This window comes from Mesorhizobium sp. f-mel (assembly GCF_053850215.1).
Window position 1 is genome coordinate 12,758 of record NZ_JBSPTO010000008.1, and the last position, 13,473, is coordinate 26,230.

The window sequence follows — 13,473 nt, forward strand, 5'->3', positions numbered from 1 at the left end:
GGATGCGGGCTGCAATGGTCTGCATCCGGCAAAGACAACTTCGAACAGGACAGGATCAAATGGTCTCGGTGTGTCGCCCTAATCCAGCTTGAATGTGAAAGGCGCCGCGACAGATGTGCCCGCTTTTTCCGGCGGCGGCGCCGGCACTTTGGCGCCCTGCAGCGCGCTGAGCGCCGCGCTGTCGAGGTCCGGATCGCCGGAGGAACGAGTAAGCCGGGCGGATAGGACCCGGCCGGATGCGTCGACCGTAAAGGTCACCTTCGGAGTACCTTCCGCGCGCCGGGCTTTCGCTGCCCTCGGATAGCGCGTATGCCGCCTGATCCACGCATGCAATTGCGAGTTCCACTTGGACGAGCTCACACCTGATCTCGAAGCCGTTGCTTTGGCCGATTTCGGTGCGGCCGCCCTGGCTGCGGGTTTCTCAGCGAGACTGGCCGTCGTCCGCGGCGGTGCGGCTTTCTCCTTTTTCGGAAGGTTTTTGGCCTTTTCGACCGACTTCTTCGCCTTCACCTCGGCCTGCTCTTTTACCTCAGTCTTTGCCTGCTTCTTTGTCTTGGCCTCGACGGGTGCCTCGACCGGTTTCGGCTGCGGCAGCGGGATGACCACTTCCGGCGTGACGGCCTCGGCAATGTCCGGCATGACCTCCTCGAGCGGCGGCTGGTCGACCCGCTCCGCCATGGTCGGCGGGGTGGGCTCGACTGTGTCGGCCGGAGCGGTTTCCGACGGCTCGGTGACCGGCTCTGCCGGCTCGACGGGCGATTCGGGCGGAGGCTCCGTTTCGGCTACGGGCTCCTCGGCAGGATCCGGCTGATCGGGCGCCACCTCGTCCGGTATCGGGGCCGGCATCGCCGGCGTGAACGCCATCGGCGACAACTCGATCACCTGCGCCTGCGGCGGCCCGCCATCGGGCTCGGCCGGGCGCCAGCTCTGCATCGCATAGCCGATCGCGGCATGCGCCACCAGAACCAGCGCAGCCGCGCCCGCCCACCAGGCAATCTCGCGCATGCCGAAACGCCGCTGATCGGCCATCGGCAGGGCGGCCGCCGGCGACATTATTGGCCCGTTCCGACTTGCGGCGCCGCGGCATTGCCGGGCGCGGTCTCGAGGCCAACCAGCGCGATCTTCAGATAACCGGCGCCGCGCAGAAGGTTCATCGCCTCCATCAGATCGCCATAGCCGACCGCCTTGTCGGCGCGTAGGAAGATGCGCGTCTGCCTGTCGCCTTTTGTCCTGCCGACGAGCGTGGCGGCGAAGGCTTCGCGCGGCACGGCGTCGTTGCCGATCGCCAAGCTGAGATCGTTTTTCAGCGTCACGAACAGCGGCGTCTCCGGCCGGGGAGCCGGCGTCGCGGTCGAGCCCGGCAGGTCGACATTGACATCCACCGTCGCCAGCGGCGCCGCGACCATGAAGATGATCAGCAGGACCAGGATCACATCGATGAACGGCGTGACGTTGATCTCATGGTTTTCCTCGAGATCGCCGTCGATGTTCTCTCGAATTCTAGCTGCCATGGCGTCACTCCGTGTTCATTCCGCGGCCATCTGCTTTGCCGGCGCGACCGTGCGGAAATCCAGATCCCGGCTGACCAGCCGTTCGACCCCTGCCGACGCGTCGGCGAGGATCTGCCTGTAGCCGGCTATCGATCGCGCGAAGACGTTGTAGATGACCACCGCCGGGATCGCCGCGACAAGGCCCATCGCGGTGGCCAGCAAGGCTTCCGCGATTCCCGGGGCAACGACAGCGAGATTGGTGGTCTGCGCCTGCGAGATGCCGATGAAGGCGTTCATGATGCCCCAGACCGTGCCGAAAAGGCCGACGAAGGGCGCGGTCGAGCCGATCGTCGCCAAAACGCCGGTGCCGCGCGACATGCGCCGCGCCGCCGCCGCCTCGATGCGCGACAGGCGCGAGGTGACCCGCTCCTTCAATCCGTCGCCGGACACATGGTCGAGCGAGCCGGCCGAAAGCGCGGTCTCTTCCTCTGCCGCCCGCACCAGCAGGGCGCCGGGACCGCCATTGTGACCAAGCGCGCGCCCCGCCTGGTTCAGCGTCGCGGCATTGCCGATCGCTTGTGCCGCGCGGCGGGCGCGCAGCTTGCCGCCAAGGATCTCCAGCGATTTGGCCAGCCATATCGTCCAGGTGACGAAGGACGCAAAAGCCAGCCCGATCATCACCGCTTTCACGACGATATCGGCCGCCATGAACATGCCCCATGGCGACAGATCATGCGGCAGGGTCAAAGACGTCGCCGTTGAAGGCCCCGTCTCGATAGGCGTGGTCTCGGTGGGCGTGGTCACGGTGGGCTGCGCCGGTGGCACGACCGCGTCCGGCGCAGCCTCTCCAGGCGCGGGAGCTTCGATCGGCGGGGCCGCGCCTGGTTGCTCCTGGGCGGCAATGCCGCCAGCCGACAGGATGGCGAATGCGATCACCGCCGCGAACAAACCATGTCTGGACAAGGGCTTCTTCCTTATTCTCACAGTGGCCTCATTGCACATAGCCGATCGGCTGGCCGGTGACGGGATGCGTAAACACGCCCATCTCCACACCGAAAATTCCTTTGAGCACCTCGCCCTGCATGATCTGGTCCGGCGTGCCGCGCGTCAGCAGCCTGCCGTCCTTCAACGCGATCAATTCGTCGCAGTAGCGCGCCGCCATGTTGGGATCGTGCAGCACGACGACGACGCACAGGTCGCGTTTGCGGCTGGGGCCCTGACCAGCCCCAGCACCTCGACCTGATGGGCGATGTCGAGCGCCGAGATCGGCTCGTCGAGCAGCATGACGCCGGCATTCTGCGCCACCAACATGGCCAGCCATGCGCGCTGGCGCTCGCCACCGGACAATTCGTCCACCGGCCGGTCGGTGAAATCCGCCATGTCGGTCAGGACAAGCGCCTCGTCGACATGGCGCCTGTCCTCGTGCCCGAAGCGGCCGAGCGCGCCGTGCCAGGGATAGCGCCCGAGCGTCGCCAGTTCGCGCACGGTCAAGCCGGTCGCCGCCGGAGTCGTCTGCGGCAGATAGGCGAGCGCACGGGCGAGTTCGCGCGCGCCCCACTGCACCAGCGGACGCTGCGAAGGTGATGCCGCCCGAGCTTGCGGGCTGCTGGCGCGCCAGGAGCTTGATCAGCGTCGACTTGCCGGAGCCGTTGTGCCCGATCAGCCCGTAGACGCGCGAGCGTTGCAGTTCGAGTGTGACCGGCCCGAGCAGCGTCCGCTCGCCGACAGCGAACCGCACCGCTTCGACATGGAAGGCAGTCTGGGCGTGAGTTCCTGCCACGGTCTCGGCCTCCCTCCAGCTTTGTGCGTGCATCTCGAAATCCGGCTTTCGGCAATCCCGGTTTTCGGCGCCGATGCCCGGTTGACTATGAAACATGAGTTTAATAGTCAACAATGGTGATGGCTTTTTGAGTCACCAAAATGCGTGACGCTCCGGATTTGCGTCGAAACTCGAAAATGTGGAGCGCGCCGAGATGGTCGTTGGTTCAGGTCGCGGAAGAACTCAAGATGAAGTGACCGCGCGCCGGAACCTCCTGATCGCGGCGATGTCGCTGCCGGTGCTGCTTGGCGGCGGCCACGCCGTCGCGCAGGAGGCGACCGCCACTCTCGACCCGATCAACATTCAGGAACGCGTCGAAAGCGACCTTTGGGACGGTCGATGGCTATGTCGCCACCCAGGGCTCCACCGCCACCAAGACCGATACACCGCTGATCAAGACGCCGCAGTCGATATCGGTCATCACCAAAGGCCAGATGGAAGCGCAGGCGGTGGACAGCCTGACTCGCGCGCTGCGTTATACGCCAGGCGCAAGCGGCAATCTCTACGGCACCGACAATCGTGGCCACGGCCTGCAGATGCGCGGCATTTCGAACTCCAGCGGCGTCTTCTACAAGGACGGGCTGCAGCTCAAGGAGAGCAATTTCACGCTGGTCACGGCGCTCGATTCCTACGGCGCCGCACCTGGCCCGCATGCTCGGCTTCCAACGTGCCTTGCCACCGCTTTTTCGCATCCGCGATCCTTGGCGGCATGATCCTTGTTTCGGCCGACTGGGCCGGCCGGATGCTCATTTTCCCGTGGCAGATTCCGGCGGGTTTGCTAGCTGCTCTGGTCGGCGGGCCTTATTTCATGGTGCTGATGTGGAAAGGCCGGCAATGAGCGGCACCGCCAAGCGCTTCGGGCTGGCGGCCAGACAGCGCATAGCCCTGCCATTCGACGAACGGCGGCCGGCGCCAAGTGCGGCGCGAAAGCCAGGCTTCTGACACCGCATCGAGGACTTTCGGCGTCAAGCCTTGCGGGCTCCTCACCCGGCACGTGCTTCTCTGATCGCGCGAGAGACAAACGCCTCGGGCTGCGGAGCCTCGCGGTGCGCCAGAGTGTTGCGCAGCAGCGCGATCATTTCGCGGCCAGCCATTGCGATCTCGCGCGGCCTGTCGACGCCGATGATCATGAATTCCTCGATTCCCAGGGCCGCATAAGGGAGCAGCGACAACGCGATCTGCGCCGGCGGCCCAGCAATTTCGACGGCTTTTTGGCAGGAGGCGTTGTCCTCCGAACGGATCCGGACGGGAAGCGCGAAACGCAGCTTGCCGGCCCGGCCGTGTTCGGCGGCGGCACTGCGCACCCGCTCCATCAGCTGGCGGATCTCGTTGAGCGAACCTGGCGCCAGTTCGAAGACATCGGCATGCCGCCCGGCCACCTTGAGGGCCGTTCCGGACTGGCCGCCCATGCGGATGGTCACGTCAGCGACAGTCGGCCCCTTGCGCGGCACATAGCCGCCCTTGACGCTGTAGAAGGCGCCTTCATGATCGAACGGCCAGTCGTTCGACCACAACCGCTTCAGCAGCACCAGATATTCGTCGATCCGCTGCCAGACGACCGTATGACCGACCGGACGTGTTTCGGCATCGTCATCGTTCAGCGGCTCGCTGAGCATCCTGAGCGACAACCGCGCGCCGCTTTTCGCGTCGAGCGCCGCCAGTTGCCGTGCCGCCACCGTCGGCTCGATCACACCGGCCCAATGCGTGAGAACGACCTCGAGTGAGGACGTGCGGTCCAGCGCCCGGGCGGCAATATCCATATTGGTCAGCAGCCCGGCCGGATCGTCGACGACGATCTTCTGGAAACCGATGTTCTCGATCAGCGACAGCTTTGTCGCGGTTTCCGCGAAATCGTAAAAAAACGGCACGGTTGAATCGGCAGGGTGAGTTTTACCGGGAACATGCGTGAACTCGATCGGCATTGCCATCTCCTCCATCACGTTGAGATCAGGGCGCGCAAAAGCACACCGGCATTCGGTTCATTCAACTCCGATATTGCGAAACGGCAGATCGCTATCCCTGTAAGTCAGGACCCGATCACTCGGGGCGCCATGATCAGGGAATAAGACCCAGAACGACTGCCCCGGTGAACACGAACGCAAGGGCAAAGACGAGATAGGCAAAGGCGCCCGCATAGGCCGGCCGCCAAGTCTGATCAGAACCGAGCCTTTGGCCTTTGCGGGCAATCCGGGCGTTCTGGAAATAGGACATATCGACCTCCGTCTCGGCGATCAATCTATAAAATCAGTAGACTTTGTCGAGTGCTATTTTCCAGCGATCCTTAGAATGTTCTTCTCAAACTGGATGGAAATTTGGTTTGTTTGCTGCTTAGAGCGGCACTTCCAAGCCCGATGGCAAAACGCCGGGCTCATGCAGGCGGAGGGGCGGGAATGGGGGGCGGCCGCCTATTTGGCGGGCGGCCTGTAAGCTTCCAGACCGAACAGCATCAGCACGAGCGACACCAGGAAGAACCCGACCGCCACCCCGAGCGCGATCCGGGCGTAGAGTCTATAAACGTCACTCATGATGGTGCCGAACACCCGTCGCGCCGGACCATCGGCTGGGCGCGATTTCTCATCAAGGTAGAGCCAGACTTCGGTGTGCTTGGGATCCTTGCTGGCTGCGGTCGTGGCTTTCCACATCAGGGCCAGAACCATCGTCAGCGTGAGGAACGCGCCGGAGCGGAATGCGGACACCGGGCTGAAGGAGAAGCCGACCATGACACAGCCGATGGCAAGCGATCCGAACATTACGGCGCGCCCGATACACCCCACAGCAACCCGCCTGATCTCATCCATCGGCGCCTCGGCAACAAACTCGCCGACAATGTGCGAGCGCCGCGACCGTATCAAATCACTTTAAGGCGAATGTGCCGCCTGGACGGGTGGTCCTCCGGGATTCAGTATGGACGTACCGGCGCGCAGCTCCAGGCCGACCGGGGCATCTTTGCGAGCGCCACAGCATGAAATTCGGCCATCGACGCGGCCCGCCGGCGCGCTCTATGCTGCAGGGCAAGCAGGATCGACCTTTCCGACATCGACAGGGCGCTGTCTCGGCAAGAAATCCGGCAGAGGAAGGCTATCGGCTATGCCGAAGGGGACGGAATTGAAGCCGGCGACCGGCGCGACACCGCTGATAGCAATTGCGGCTGCCGCCGTTGACACCGAAACAACCGGGCCCGACGCCACCAAGGCGCGCGTGGTCCAGATTGGCGCGATCGGCATCGCGCATGGCAAGGTCGTCCGGCAACCTCGGTTCGATCTCCTCATCGATCCTGGCGAAGCAATCCCGTCCGAGGCTTCGCTCGTCCACGGCATCACGGATGGCGATGTTGACGGCGCCGGGAGCTTCCCGGATGCATGGGGGCAATTCCAGGAGTTCGTCGGCGACCGCATCCTTGTCGGCCACTCGATCGGCTTCGACCTGGCGGTATTGGAGCGCGAATGCCGACGCGCCGGTTTGCCCTGGAAAAAGCCTCGGGCGCTGTGCGTCCGGCTTCTTGCAACCATAGCAAATCCCAATCTGGCGGACCATTCGCTGGAGACGATCGCCGCCTGGCTTCGCCTGGAGATAGCTGGCCGCCATTCGGCTCTGGGCGATGCGATCGCGGCGGGAGACATCTTTGCCGGGTTGATACCGGAGTTGCGCAAGCGCAACATCCGAACACTCGGAGAGGCCGAAGTCGCCTGCCTTGCCCTTTCGGATGCTCTCGAAGCCGGCCATCGCGCCGGCTGGGCCGAGCCGGTGTCGCGACCCCAGGCTCCCGCGTTTCAGCCGGTTGATCCCTATGCCTATCGCCATCGCGTCGGCAGCCTCATGAGCAGCCCGCCAGTCGTGGTGAAATCGACCAAACCGACAAGGCAGGTCATCGACCTCATGGTCAAGCGCAAGATCAGCTCGGTCCTGGTGTCCGACCGAGGAACGCCGGATCGACCGATTGAGGAGTATGGTATCGTTACCGAGCGTGACCTGCTGCGCCGCATATCGTCCGACGCCGAGCGGGCTTTTGACATGCCGGTCGGAAGCATCGCAACGCGACCGCTGATAAGCATCCGCGCCGCCGCCTTCGCTTATCGGGCGATCGGCCGCATGGATCGGCTGAAAGTCCGCCACCTCGCCGTCCACGACGGGGGCGTGCTGGTCGGCGTGCTTTCGGCGCGTGACCTGCTGAGGCTGCGCGCCGCCGCTGCCATCGATCTCGACGACACGATCGAACATGCCAAGGACGCCGCCGAACTGGCCGCCACCTGGTCGATGCTGCCGGGCGTGGTACGTTCGCTCATCGGCGAAGCGATCGACCCGCGCGCGGTGGCGGAAATCATCAGCGATGAACTTTGCTCGCTTACCCGCCGCGCCGCCGTGCTTGCCGAACAACAGATGCAGATCGAAGGTCACGGCCCGCCGCCCTGTGCCTACGCCGTGCTCGTGCTCGGCTCAGGCGGCCGTGGCGAAAGCCTGATAGCCCCCGACCAGGACAACGCAATCGTCTTCGCAGATGGCGAGCCGGGCGGGGCCGAAGACAGCTGGTACAAAAAGCTCGGCACCAAGCTCGCCGACATGCTCGACATCTCAGGCGTGCCGTATTGCAAAGGCGGGGTAATGGCCGCGAACGCCGCATTCCGCGGAAGCCTCGACACCTGGAAGGGGCGCGTCGAAGATTGGGTTCGCCGCCTACGGCCGGAGGATCTGCTCAACGTCGATATCGTCTACGATCTGCGGCCGGTTCACGGTGACACGACGCTGGCCGCGCAGTTCATCGAATATGCGTATGACCGTGGCCACGCCGAGCCGGTATTCGCGAAGCTTCTCGGCGAGCAGATGACAACCGGCAATCCCTTCACTGTTTTTGGCGGCTTTCAGCTTGAAAATGGCCGGCTGGACATCAAGAAGTATGGCCTTTTTCCTATCGTCGCGACCGCACGCACGCTTGCAATTCGCCACGGCATCCGCGAGCGGAGCACGCGTGCCCGGCTCGAGAGACTGATCGCGCAGGATATCGGCGGCGAGCGCGACATGAAGGCGATGCTGGCCGGCCATTCCATGCTGATCGGCTTGCTGCTCGCTCAGCAGACGCATGACATCTACGCTGGTATACCTGTATCCAACCGTATCGAGATCAATGCCCTGACGCGCGAGCAGCAGGCAGAGCTCAAGAGCCTCATCAAGCGCCTCCAGTCGGCACCCGACCTGGTGCGGGACCTGATGTTCGCATAGCCGGCGACGCTCGGACGGAGTGAGGCCGAACGGGGAGCCCTGGATATCGGCGCGCCGGAACAAAGCTCAGATGCGCGCGGCACCCAGCAACTCGTCGGCGAGGGCGCTGCGGTCAGCCTGCGCAAGGAAATCCTCATGCGCGCGCAGCAGATTCATCCTCAGGAAGTTGAAGATATAGTCATAGTCGTTGGTCAGGAGATTGGGGTGGATCGGGACCATCTCGAAAACCGTTCGCGCCAGCGGCTCGGGGATTTCGCTCACCGGCCGCGGCGGACCGATCTGCGTGGCGGTGAGACGTTGACGTGTGAGCTCGGTGGCGTCCTCCCAGAAAGTCGGGGGCGAGCCGTCCGGAACGGCATATTTGGAGAAGCTTGCCAAGGCCACTTTTTCCAGCGCCGCTGGCAGGCCTCGCTGGCGCAAGCCGGCGGGTTCGCGCAGCGCACCCTCCACCATTTCCGCCACGATGGCATAGCAGGCAGGGTAGGCGCGCCAGCGTGAATGGTTGAGCGCCGCCTGGAACTCCTTCTCGCTGAACAGCTTCTGCCAGTAGACCCCTGCCCTGACGCGGCAGAACTCGACGATGCTTTTCTGCGCCAGGAAGGCGGCGCGCGAATCCATGAAGTCAGCCAGGTCGCTGACGCTGACGATCGGGTGCGGCTTACGCAGGAACTCGGGCAACAGGTTGGTCAGCAGGCCCATGACGCTCTCCCTTCGGTTTTTCCAACCGATGTTGATCGTTTAGCCTCCGTGACGCCGCACCGCCAGCCCTCTTACCGATTCAAGTCCTCTCACCGGTTCTCCAGTCCTCTCACCGATTCTAAAGTCGTATGAACAGAAGCGGCAAGAAGTGTTACTCCTATAAAGTTACGGTCACTGATTCTATACCTGACCGCTACACATGCCGGAGGGCTTCCGCCTTAGCGGAAGAGGCAAGCTTTAAACGGCGCCTTGCGGTCGAGACGGTTCGCAAGCTGCCAACCAAGGGAGGTTCAACGCTATGGCGACACCAGACCGCGTAAGTTATTGGAACAAGACCAAGAGCCTCATGTTCGTCATGCTGGGCCTGTGGGTGTTCTTCGGTTACGTCATCCACATGTTCGTGGAGCAACTCAACACCATCGTCATTTTTGGTTTTCCGCTCGGCTTCTACATGGCCGCCCAGGGTTCGCTTATCGCCTTCGTCGTCATGCTGTTCTGGTTCGCACGGCGCCAGAACGCGATCGACGAAGAGCATCATGTCAATGAAGATTGATCGGGGGGAACGTCAATGGCTAACACGACATCTACCACCGCAAGCGGAGGCGACTTCACCTCCAATCTTGGCCGCATCTACGGCATCTACACCGGCGGCTTCATAGCCTTCATCATCCTGATGGCCATCTTGAGCGCCATGGGTGTCGAGAACGTTGTAATCGGCTACCTGTTCATGGGCTTTACCATCGTCATCTACGCGGTGATCGGCATCCTGAGCCGCACCATGCACGTCGGCGAATATTACGTCGCCGGGCGTCGCGTACCGGCGCTCTACAACGGCATGGCGACCGGCGCCGATTGGATGTCGGCGGCTTCCTTCATCGGCATGGCCGGCTCGCTCTACCTGCTCGGCTATGACGGCCTCGGCTTCGTGCTCGGCTGGACCGGCGGCTACGTGCTCGTGGCCATCCTCGTTGCGCCCTATCTGCGCAAGTTCGGCGCCTACACGGTTCCCGACTTCCTGTCGGCGCGCTATGGCGGCAATCTTGCCCGTTTGATCGGCGTGATCGTTCTGTTCTCCTGCTCGTTTACCTATGTGGTCGCGCAGATTTTCGGCACCGGGCTGATCTCGGCTCGCTTCCTTGGCATCGACTTCAACGTCGCAGTCTATGTTGGCCTCGCCGGCATCCTGGTGTGCTCGATGCTCGGCGGCATGCGCGCCGTCACCTGGACGCAGGTCGCCCAGTACATCGTGCTGATCATCGCCTACCTGATCCCCGCCATCTGGATGTCCACGGTGAAGACGGGCATTCCTATCCCGCAATTGATGCAGGGCCAGGCGCTGGCGAACATCACCGCGCTTGAGACGGCGCAGGGCATCACGGTGCATCACATCACGCCATTCGTGCATGGCGGCTATGACGCCAAGAACTACTTCCTGCTCATTCTCTGCCTGATGGTCGGAACAGCGTCATTGCCGCACGTCCTGATGCGCTACTTCACCACCCCGTCGGTGCGGGAAGCGCGTGTCTCGGTCGCCTGGTCGCTGCTGTTCATCTTCATCCTGTACTTCACGGCGCCCGCCTATGCGGCATTCGCCAAGTGGACGATGCTCGACCTGGTGGCGTCGGGCCTGACCCCTGAAAACATCGCCGAGAAAGCCGGATGGATGATGCGCTGGGCCGCTGCCGACAATACGCTCGTGCAGATCTGCGGCAAGGCGGCGACAGACACCGCGGCGATCGTCGCAGCCTGCGCCGAAAAGGGCGTCACGGCCCTTTCGTTTGCCGACATCAACCTCAACGCCGACATGATCGTGCTGGCCACGCCGGAAATGGCCGGCATGCCTTACGTCATCTCGGGCCTCGTCGCCGCCGGCGGCCTTGCCGCCGCGCTGTCGACTGCGGACGGCCTGCTGCTGGCCATCGCCAACGCGCTCAGCCACGACATCTACTACAAGATGATCGACCAGAATGCGCCTACGTCGCGGCGTCTGATCGTGTCCCGCATCTTGCTGGTTATGGTCGCGGTGCTGGCCGCCTACGTCGCGTCAACCAAGCCGTCGGACATCCTGTCGATGGTGTCGTGGGCGTTCTCTCTGGCCGCCGGCGGGCTCTTCCCGGCGCTGGTGCTCGGCGTCTGGTGGAAGCGCGCCAACTCGGCGGGCGCTGTCGCCGGCATGATCGCAGGCTTCGGCATCACCCTCTTCTATCTGGTGATGACCCAGTACGGCGCCGATTTCGACAAGGCGACGCCGAACATGGAATTGTGGTGGGGGGTGAAGAACATCTCGTCGGCGACTTTCGGACTGCCGGTGGGCTTCGCCGCGATGATAATCGTCAGCCTTCTCACCAGGGCGCCGTCCCGGGCTATGCAGGATTTCATTGAGGAAATCCGTGTCCCTCGCGGCAAGCAGATGATGGAAGAAAAGATTGCCTGATTGCGCATAGCGATCGGCGCAAGAGGCGGGGTCCGGTGACGGACCCCGCTTTCATTTCGGGGACGTCGCTGGCATAACGCGGCGCCGCCGCCGCTTGGAAAATCGCCCATGAACGATTTCTGGTCCTATTGGTATTTCCACATACCGAATTTCATCCTCGCCGCGGTGATGTACACGCTGATGGGGCGTCTCCTGCTCGGCCTCTTCGTGCCCGAAAGCTGGGACAACTACATCTGGCGCTTCTTCAAGTCCGTCACGGACCCGGTCCTGCGGATCGTGCGGACCATCACGCCGTCGATCCTGACCCAGCCGGTGGTGATCGTCTTCAGCGTGCTCTGGCTTATGGCCTTGCGCGTCAGCTATCTCGTTTTTCTGATCAATTTCGGCATTGCGCCGATGGCTTCACAAGGGGGTTGAGGCAATGGACAGAAACGCTCTTGTGCCGGTCATGGCGGTCGCCATCGTCAACGGTATCTTTTCGCCGTGGGTGCTGTTGGTGTTCCTGTTCTATCCGGTCTGGTATCCGGGCTGGGCGCCTCCCTTAAGCCAGATCGTTTACATGGCAAGTGCGCTGATCCTGTCGACGATGACCATCATGCTCGCCGGCGTCCCGGCCGCGCTCTATGAGCGCTGGTCGGCGTACCCCAGGAGCATCGTCGTCTCGTCCATCTGGCTTGCCGGCACGGTTTTGTTGACGCTGCCGGCGCTGCCGAATGTGATGCGGGCGCTAAGCGGCGGCTGAGAATCCCTTTCGGCTCGGGCTAGATCTAGATCGACTTGCAGCGCCCCCACTCGCGCATATCAGCATGCGATGGATTCGAACCGACTGGCGCGGAGCGCTTCCCCCTGGCTATTTGAAGGGAAAGCGGGATTCCGGCCACGGCCATGTTGCCGTGGTGTACAGCCCATGACCCTCTTGAAGGCCGTGCTGAAGGCGCTTTCGGATTCGTAGCCGAGCGACAGGGCGATGATGGAAATTGGATCGCTGGAATTCGCCAGCCTGTCCCCCGCCAGCAGCATTCGCCAGTTCGTCAGGTACTCCATTGGTGACGTCCCAACCATCTCTTTGAATTTCTGGGCAAAGGTCGATCGTGACATGCCGGCACGCTGCGCCAGCTCCTGCAATGTCCAGCGATGCGCCGGATCGTCGTGCATGGAGTTGATCGCAGCAGCCATCTGTCTGTCTGCCAGGGCGAAGAACCATCCAACGCCACCTCCCAGCCCTTCCGCCAGATGCAGGCGCAAGGCCTGAACCAACATCATGTGGGCGAGGTGTTGCGCGACCAGAAAACCGCCAGGCTGCGGCTCGTGCAGTTCCTGCATCATCCGCTCCACCGACCAGCGCAGCGCCGCCTGATCCGTTTCTTTCCGAATATGGACGATGGGCGGCAGCATCCCCAACAGCATGCCGGCATGACTGCCACTGACGGCGAAGCGGCTGCCGACAAGAAAGAAATCACCGCCGCCATTATAGGTCACGACGCCGCCAGCGCGCGCCGGGGGAAAAATCGTGCCAGCTTCGACCGGCATCAAAGTCATGTCGCTTGCGAGGCGGAAAGGCCGCCCACTCGGCAGCACGAAGCAGTCTCCCTTCTCCAGGCGCACCGCGTCGGCAACGCCTTCCACGGAGAGCCAGCACCCTCCGGAAACCACAGCGTAGCATTTGATGCGTTCGTGCTGGTCGGAGAACTGGATCGACCAGTTCCCACCTGCGTCGAAGCCAGCGGACACGTGACTGCGTGGCTTCAGCAGCGACAGCACATCTGAGAGCGGATCCATGGGCGTTCCGGACGATTGCGAAGATGATACGGACTTTA

Annotated in this window: 17 protein-coding genes and 1 pseudogene; 8 read left to right on the top strand and 10 right to left on the bottom strand. The window is 63.1% G+C overall.

Features of this window, described 5'->3' with window-relative positions:
* Window positions 1-78 precede the first annotated feature (78 nt).
* From ACWUKX_RS12695 to ACWUKX_RS12710, 4 genes and pseudogenes are all read right to left on the bottom strand, one after another.
* Window positions 79-1,053 (bottom strand): TonB family protein, encoded by a 975-nt coding sequence (locus ACWUKX_RS12695; protein WP_456007059.1) that lies wholly within the window; start codon window positions 1,051-1,053, stop codon window positions 79-81.
* Window positions 1,053-1,511: a TonB system transport protein ExbD gene (exbD, locus tag ACWUKX_RS12700; RefSeq protein WP_456007061.1), complete on the bottom strand. Its 459-nt coding sequence runs from the start codon at window positions 1,509-1,511 to the stop codon at window positions 1,053-1,055. Before exbD ends, ACWUKX_RS12695 begins: the two co-directional genes overlap by 1 nt.
* Window positions 1,512-1,526: 15 nt before the next feature.
* Complete coding sequence (exbB, locus tag ACWUKX_RS12705) at window positions 1,527-2,453, bottom strand: tonB-system energizer ExbB (protein ID WP_456007063.1); 927 nt, start codon at window positions 2,451-2,453, stop codon at window positions 1,527-1,529.
* 28 nt (window positions 2,454-2,481) lie between these two features.
* Window positions 2,482-3,228: pseudogene (locus tag ACWUKX_RS12710) on the bottom strand (ATP-binding cassette domain-containing protein).
* Between ACWUKX_RS12710 and ACWUKX_RS12715 the strand changes: the two are divergent.
* The 3 genes from ACWUKX_RS12715 (at window position 3,142) to ACWUKX_RS12725 (ending at window position 4,147) form a co-directional block, all read left to right on the top strand.
* Window positions 3,142-3,390: a hypothetical protein gene (locus ACWUKX_RS12715; protein WP_456007337.1), complete on the top strand. Its 249-nt coding sequence runs from the start codon at window positions 3,142-3,144 to the stop codon at window positions 3,388-3,390. The pseudogene ACWUKX_RS12710 and the gene ACWUKX_RS12715 overlap by 87 nt on opposite strands.
* Window positions 3,391-3,554: 164 nt before the next feature.
* Entirely contained in the window at window positions 3,555-4,022 is a 468-nt protein-coding gene (locus ACWUKX_RS12720; protein WP_456007065.1) for a TonB-dependent receptor plug domain-containing protein, read from the top strand.
* 29 nt (window positions 4,023-4,051) lie between these two features.
* Window positions 4,052-4,147 carry a hypothetical protein gene (locus ACWUKX_RS12725; RefSeq protein ID WP_456007318.1) on the top strand — a complete coding sequence of 32 codons (96 nt, stop codon included), beginning with the start codon at window positions 4,052-4,054 and terminating at the stop codon, window positions 4,145-4,147.
* Here ACWUKX_RS12725 and ACWUKX_RS12730 read toward each other — a convergent pair.
* From ACWUKX_RS12730 to ACWUKX_RS12745, 4 genes are all read right to left on the bottom strand, one after another.
* Entirely contained in the window at window positions 4,111-4,278 is a 168-nt protein-coding gene (locus ACWUKX_RS12730; protein ID WP_456007339.1) for a hypothetical protein, read from the bottom strand. The genes ACWUKX_RS12725 and ACWUKX_RS12730 overlap by 37 nt on opposite strands.
* 14 nt (window positions 4,279-4,292) lie before the next feature.
* Entirely contained in the window at window positions 4,293-5,231 is a 939-nt protein-coding gene (locus ACWUKX_RS12735) for an LLM class flavin-dependent oxidoreductase (protein WP_456007067.1), read from the bottom strand.
* Between the two features lie 133 nt (window positions 5,232-5,364).
* On the bottom strand, window positions 5,365-5,520 hold the full coding sequence (locus ACWUKX_RS12740; protein ID WP_456007069.1) for a hypothetical protein: 156 nt from the start codon (window positions 5,518-5,520) through the stop codon (window positions 5,365-5,367).
* Window positions 5,521-5,714: 194 nt separating this feature from the next.
* Window positions 5,715-6,107, bottom strand: a complete 393-nt coding sequence (locus ACWUKX_RS12745; protein WP_051695693.1) for a hypothetical protein — start codon at window positions 6,105-6,107, stop codon at window positions 5,715-5,717.
* Window positions 6,108-6,396: 289 nt separating this feature from the next.
* Between ACWUKX_RS12745 and ACWUKX_RS12750 the strand changes: the two genes are divergently transcribed.
* The gene (locus ACWUKX_RS12750; RefSeq protein WP_456007071.1) at window positions 6,397-8,523 is read left to right on the top strand and encodes a DUF294 nucleotidyltransferase-like domain-containing protein; all 2,127 of its coding nucleotides are present in this window, start codon (window positions 6,397-6,399) and stop codon (window positions 8,521-8,523) included.
* 66 nt (window positions 8,524-8,589) lie between these two features.
* Here the strand turns inward: ACWUKX_RS12750 and ACWUKX_RS12755 are convergent, their stop codons facing one another.
* Complete coding sequence (locus ACWUKX_RS12755) at window positions 8,590-9,222, bottom strand: hypothetical protein (RefSeq protein WP_456007073.1); 633 nt, start codon at window positions 9,220-9,222, stop codon at window positions 8,590-8,592.
* Window positions 9,223-9,520: 298 nt separating this feature from the next.
* On the opposite strand from ACWUKX_RS12755, the gene ACWUKX_RS12760 reads away from it, so the two are divergent.
* The 4 genes from ACWUKX_RS12760 (at window position 9,521) to ACWUKX_RS12775 (ending at window position 12,398) form a co-directional block, all read left to right on the top strand.
* Entirely contained in the window at window positions 9,521-9,775 is a 255-nt protein-coding gene (locus tag ACWUKX_RS12760; protein WP_065010248.1) for a DUF4212 domain-containing protein, read from the top strand.
* Between the two features lie 15 nt (window positions 9,776-9,790).
* Entirely contained in the window at window positions 9,791-11,656 is a 1,866-nt protein-coding gene (locus ACWUKX_RS12765) for a sodium:solute symporter family protein (protein ID WP_456007075.1), read from the top strand.
* Between the two features lie 108 nt (window positions 11,657-11,764).
* Window positions 11,765-12,073: a YggT family protein gene (locus ACWUKX_RS12770; RefSeq protein WP_456007077.1), complete on the top strand. Its 309-nt coding sequence runs from the start codon at window positions 11,765-11,767 to the stop codon at window positions 12,071-12,073.
* Window positions 12,074-12,077: 4 nt separating this feature from the next.
* The gene (locus ACWUKX_RS12775; RefSeq protein WP_095520134.1) at window positions 12,078-12,398 is read left to right on the top strand and encodes a hypothetical protein; all 321 of its coding nucleotides are present in this window, start codon (window positions 12,078-12,080) and stop codon (window positions 12,396-12,398) included.
* 59 nt (window positions 12,399-12,457) lie between these two features.
* Here the strand turns inward: ACWUKX_RS12775 and ACWUKX_RS12780 are convergent, their stop codons facing one another.
* The gene (locus tag ACWUKX_RS12780; protein WP_456007079.1) at window positions 12,458-13,435 is read right to left on the bottom strand and encodes an AraC family transcriptional regulator; all 978 of its coding nucleotides are present in this window, start codon (window positions 13,433-13,435) and stop codon (window positions 12,458-12,460) included.
* Window positions 13,436-13,473: the final 38 nt, after the last annotated feature.

Coding starts and splice junctions, on each gene's coding strand:
- ACWUKX_RS12740 (WP_456007069.1), bottom strand. CDS start 5,520: ATGTCCTATTTCCAGAACGCCCGGATTGCCCGCAAAGGCCAAAGGCTC.
- ACWUKX_RS12765 (WP_456007075.1), top strand. CDS start 9,791: ATGGCTAACACGACATCTACCACCGCAAGCGGAGGCGACTTCACCTCC.
- ACWUKX_RS12760 (WP_065010248.1), top strand. CDS start 9,521: ATGGCGACACCAGACCGCGTAAGTTATTGGAACAAGACCAAGAGCCTC.
- ACWUKX_RS12750 (WP_456007071.1), top strand. CDS start 6,397: ATGCCGAAGGGGACGGAATTGAAGCCGGCGACCGGCGCGACACCGCTG.
- ACWUKX_RS12695 (WP_456007059.1), bottom strand. CDS start 1,053: ATGTCGCCGGCGGCCGCCCTGCCGATGGCCGATCAGCGGCGTTTCGGC.
- ACWUKX_RS12755 (WP_456007073.1), bottom strand. CDS start 9,222: ATGGGCCTGCTGACCAACCTGTTGCCCGAGTTCCTGCGTAAGCCGCAC.
- ACWUKX_RS12735 (WP_456007067.1), bottom strand. CDS start 5,231: ATGCCGATCGAGTTCACGCATGTTCCCGGTAAAACTCACCCTGCCGAT.
- ACWUKX_RS12770 (WP_456007077.1), top strand. CDS start 11,765: ATGAACGATTTCTGGTCCTATTGGTATTTCCACATACCGAATTTCATC.
- ACWUKX_RS12725 (WP_456007318.1), top strand. CDS start 4,052: ATGCTCATTTTCCCGTGGCAGATTCCGGCGGGTTTGCTAGCTGCTCTG.
- ACWUKX_RS12780 (WP_456007079.1), bottom strand. CDS start 13,435: ATGGATCCGCTCTCAGATGTGCTGTCGCTGCTGAAGCCACGCAGTCAC.
- ACWUKX_RS12775 (WP_095520134.1), top strand. CDS start 12,078: ATGGACAGAAACGCTCTTGTGCCGGTCATGGCGGTCGCCATCGTCAAC.
- exbD (WP_456007061.1), bottom strand. CDS start 1,511: ATGGCAGCTAGAATTCGAGAGAACATCGACGGCGATCTCGAGGAAAAC.
- ACWUKX_RS12745 (WP_051695693.1), bottom strand. CDS start 6,107: ATGGATGAGATCAGGCGGGTTGCTGTGGGGTGTATCGGGCGCGCCGTA.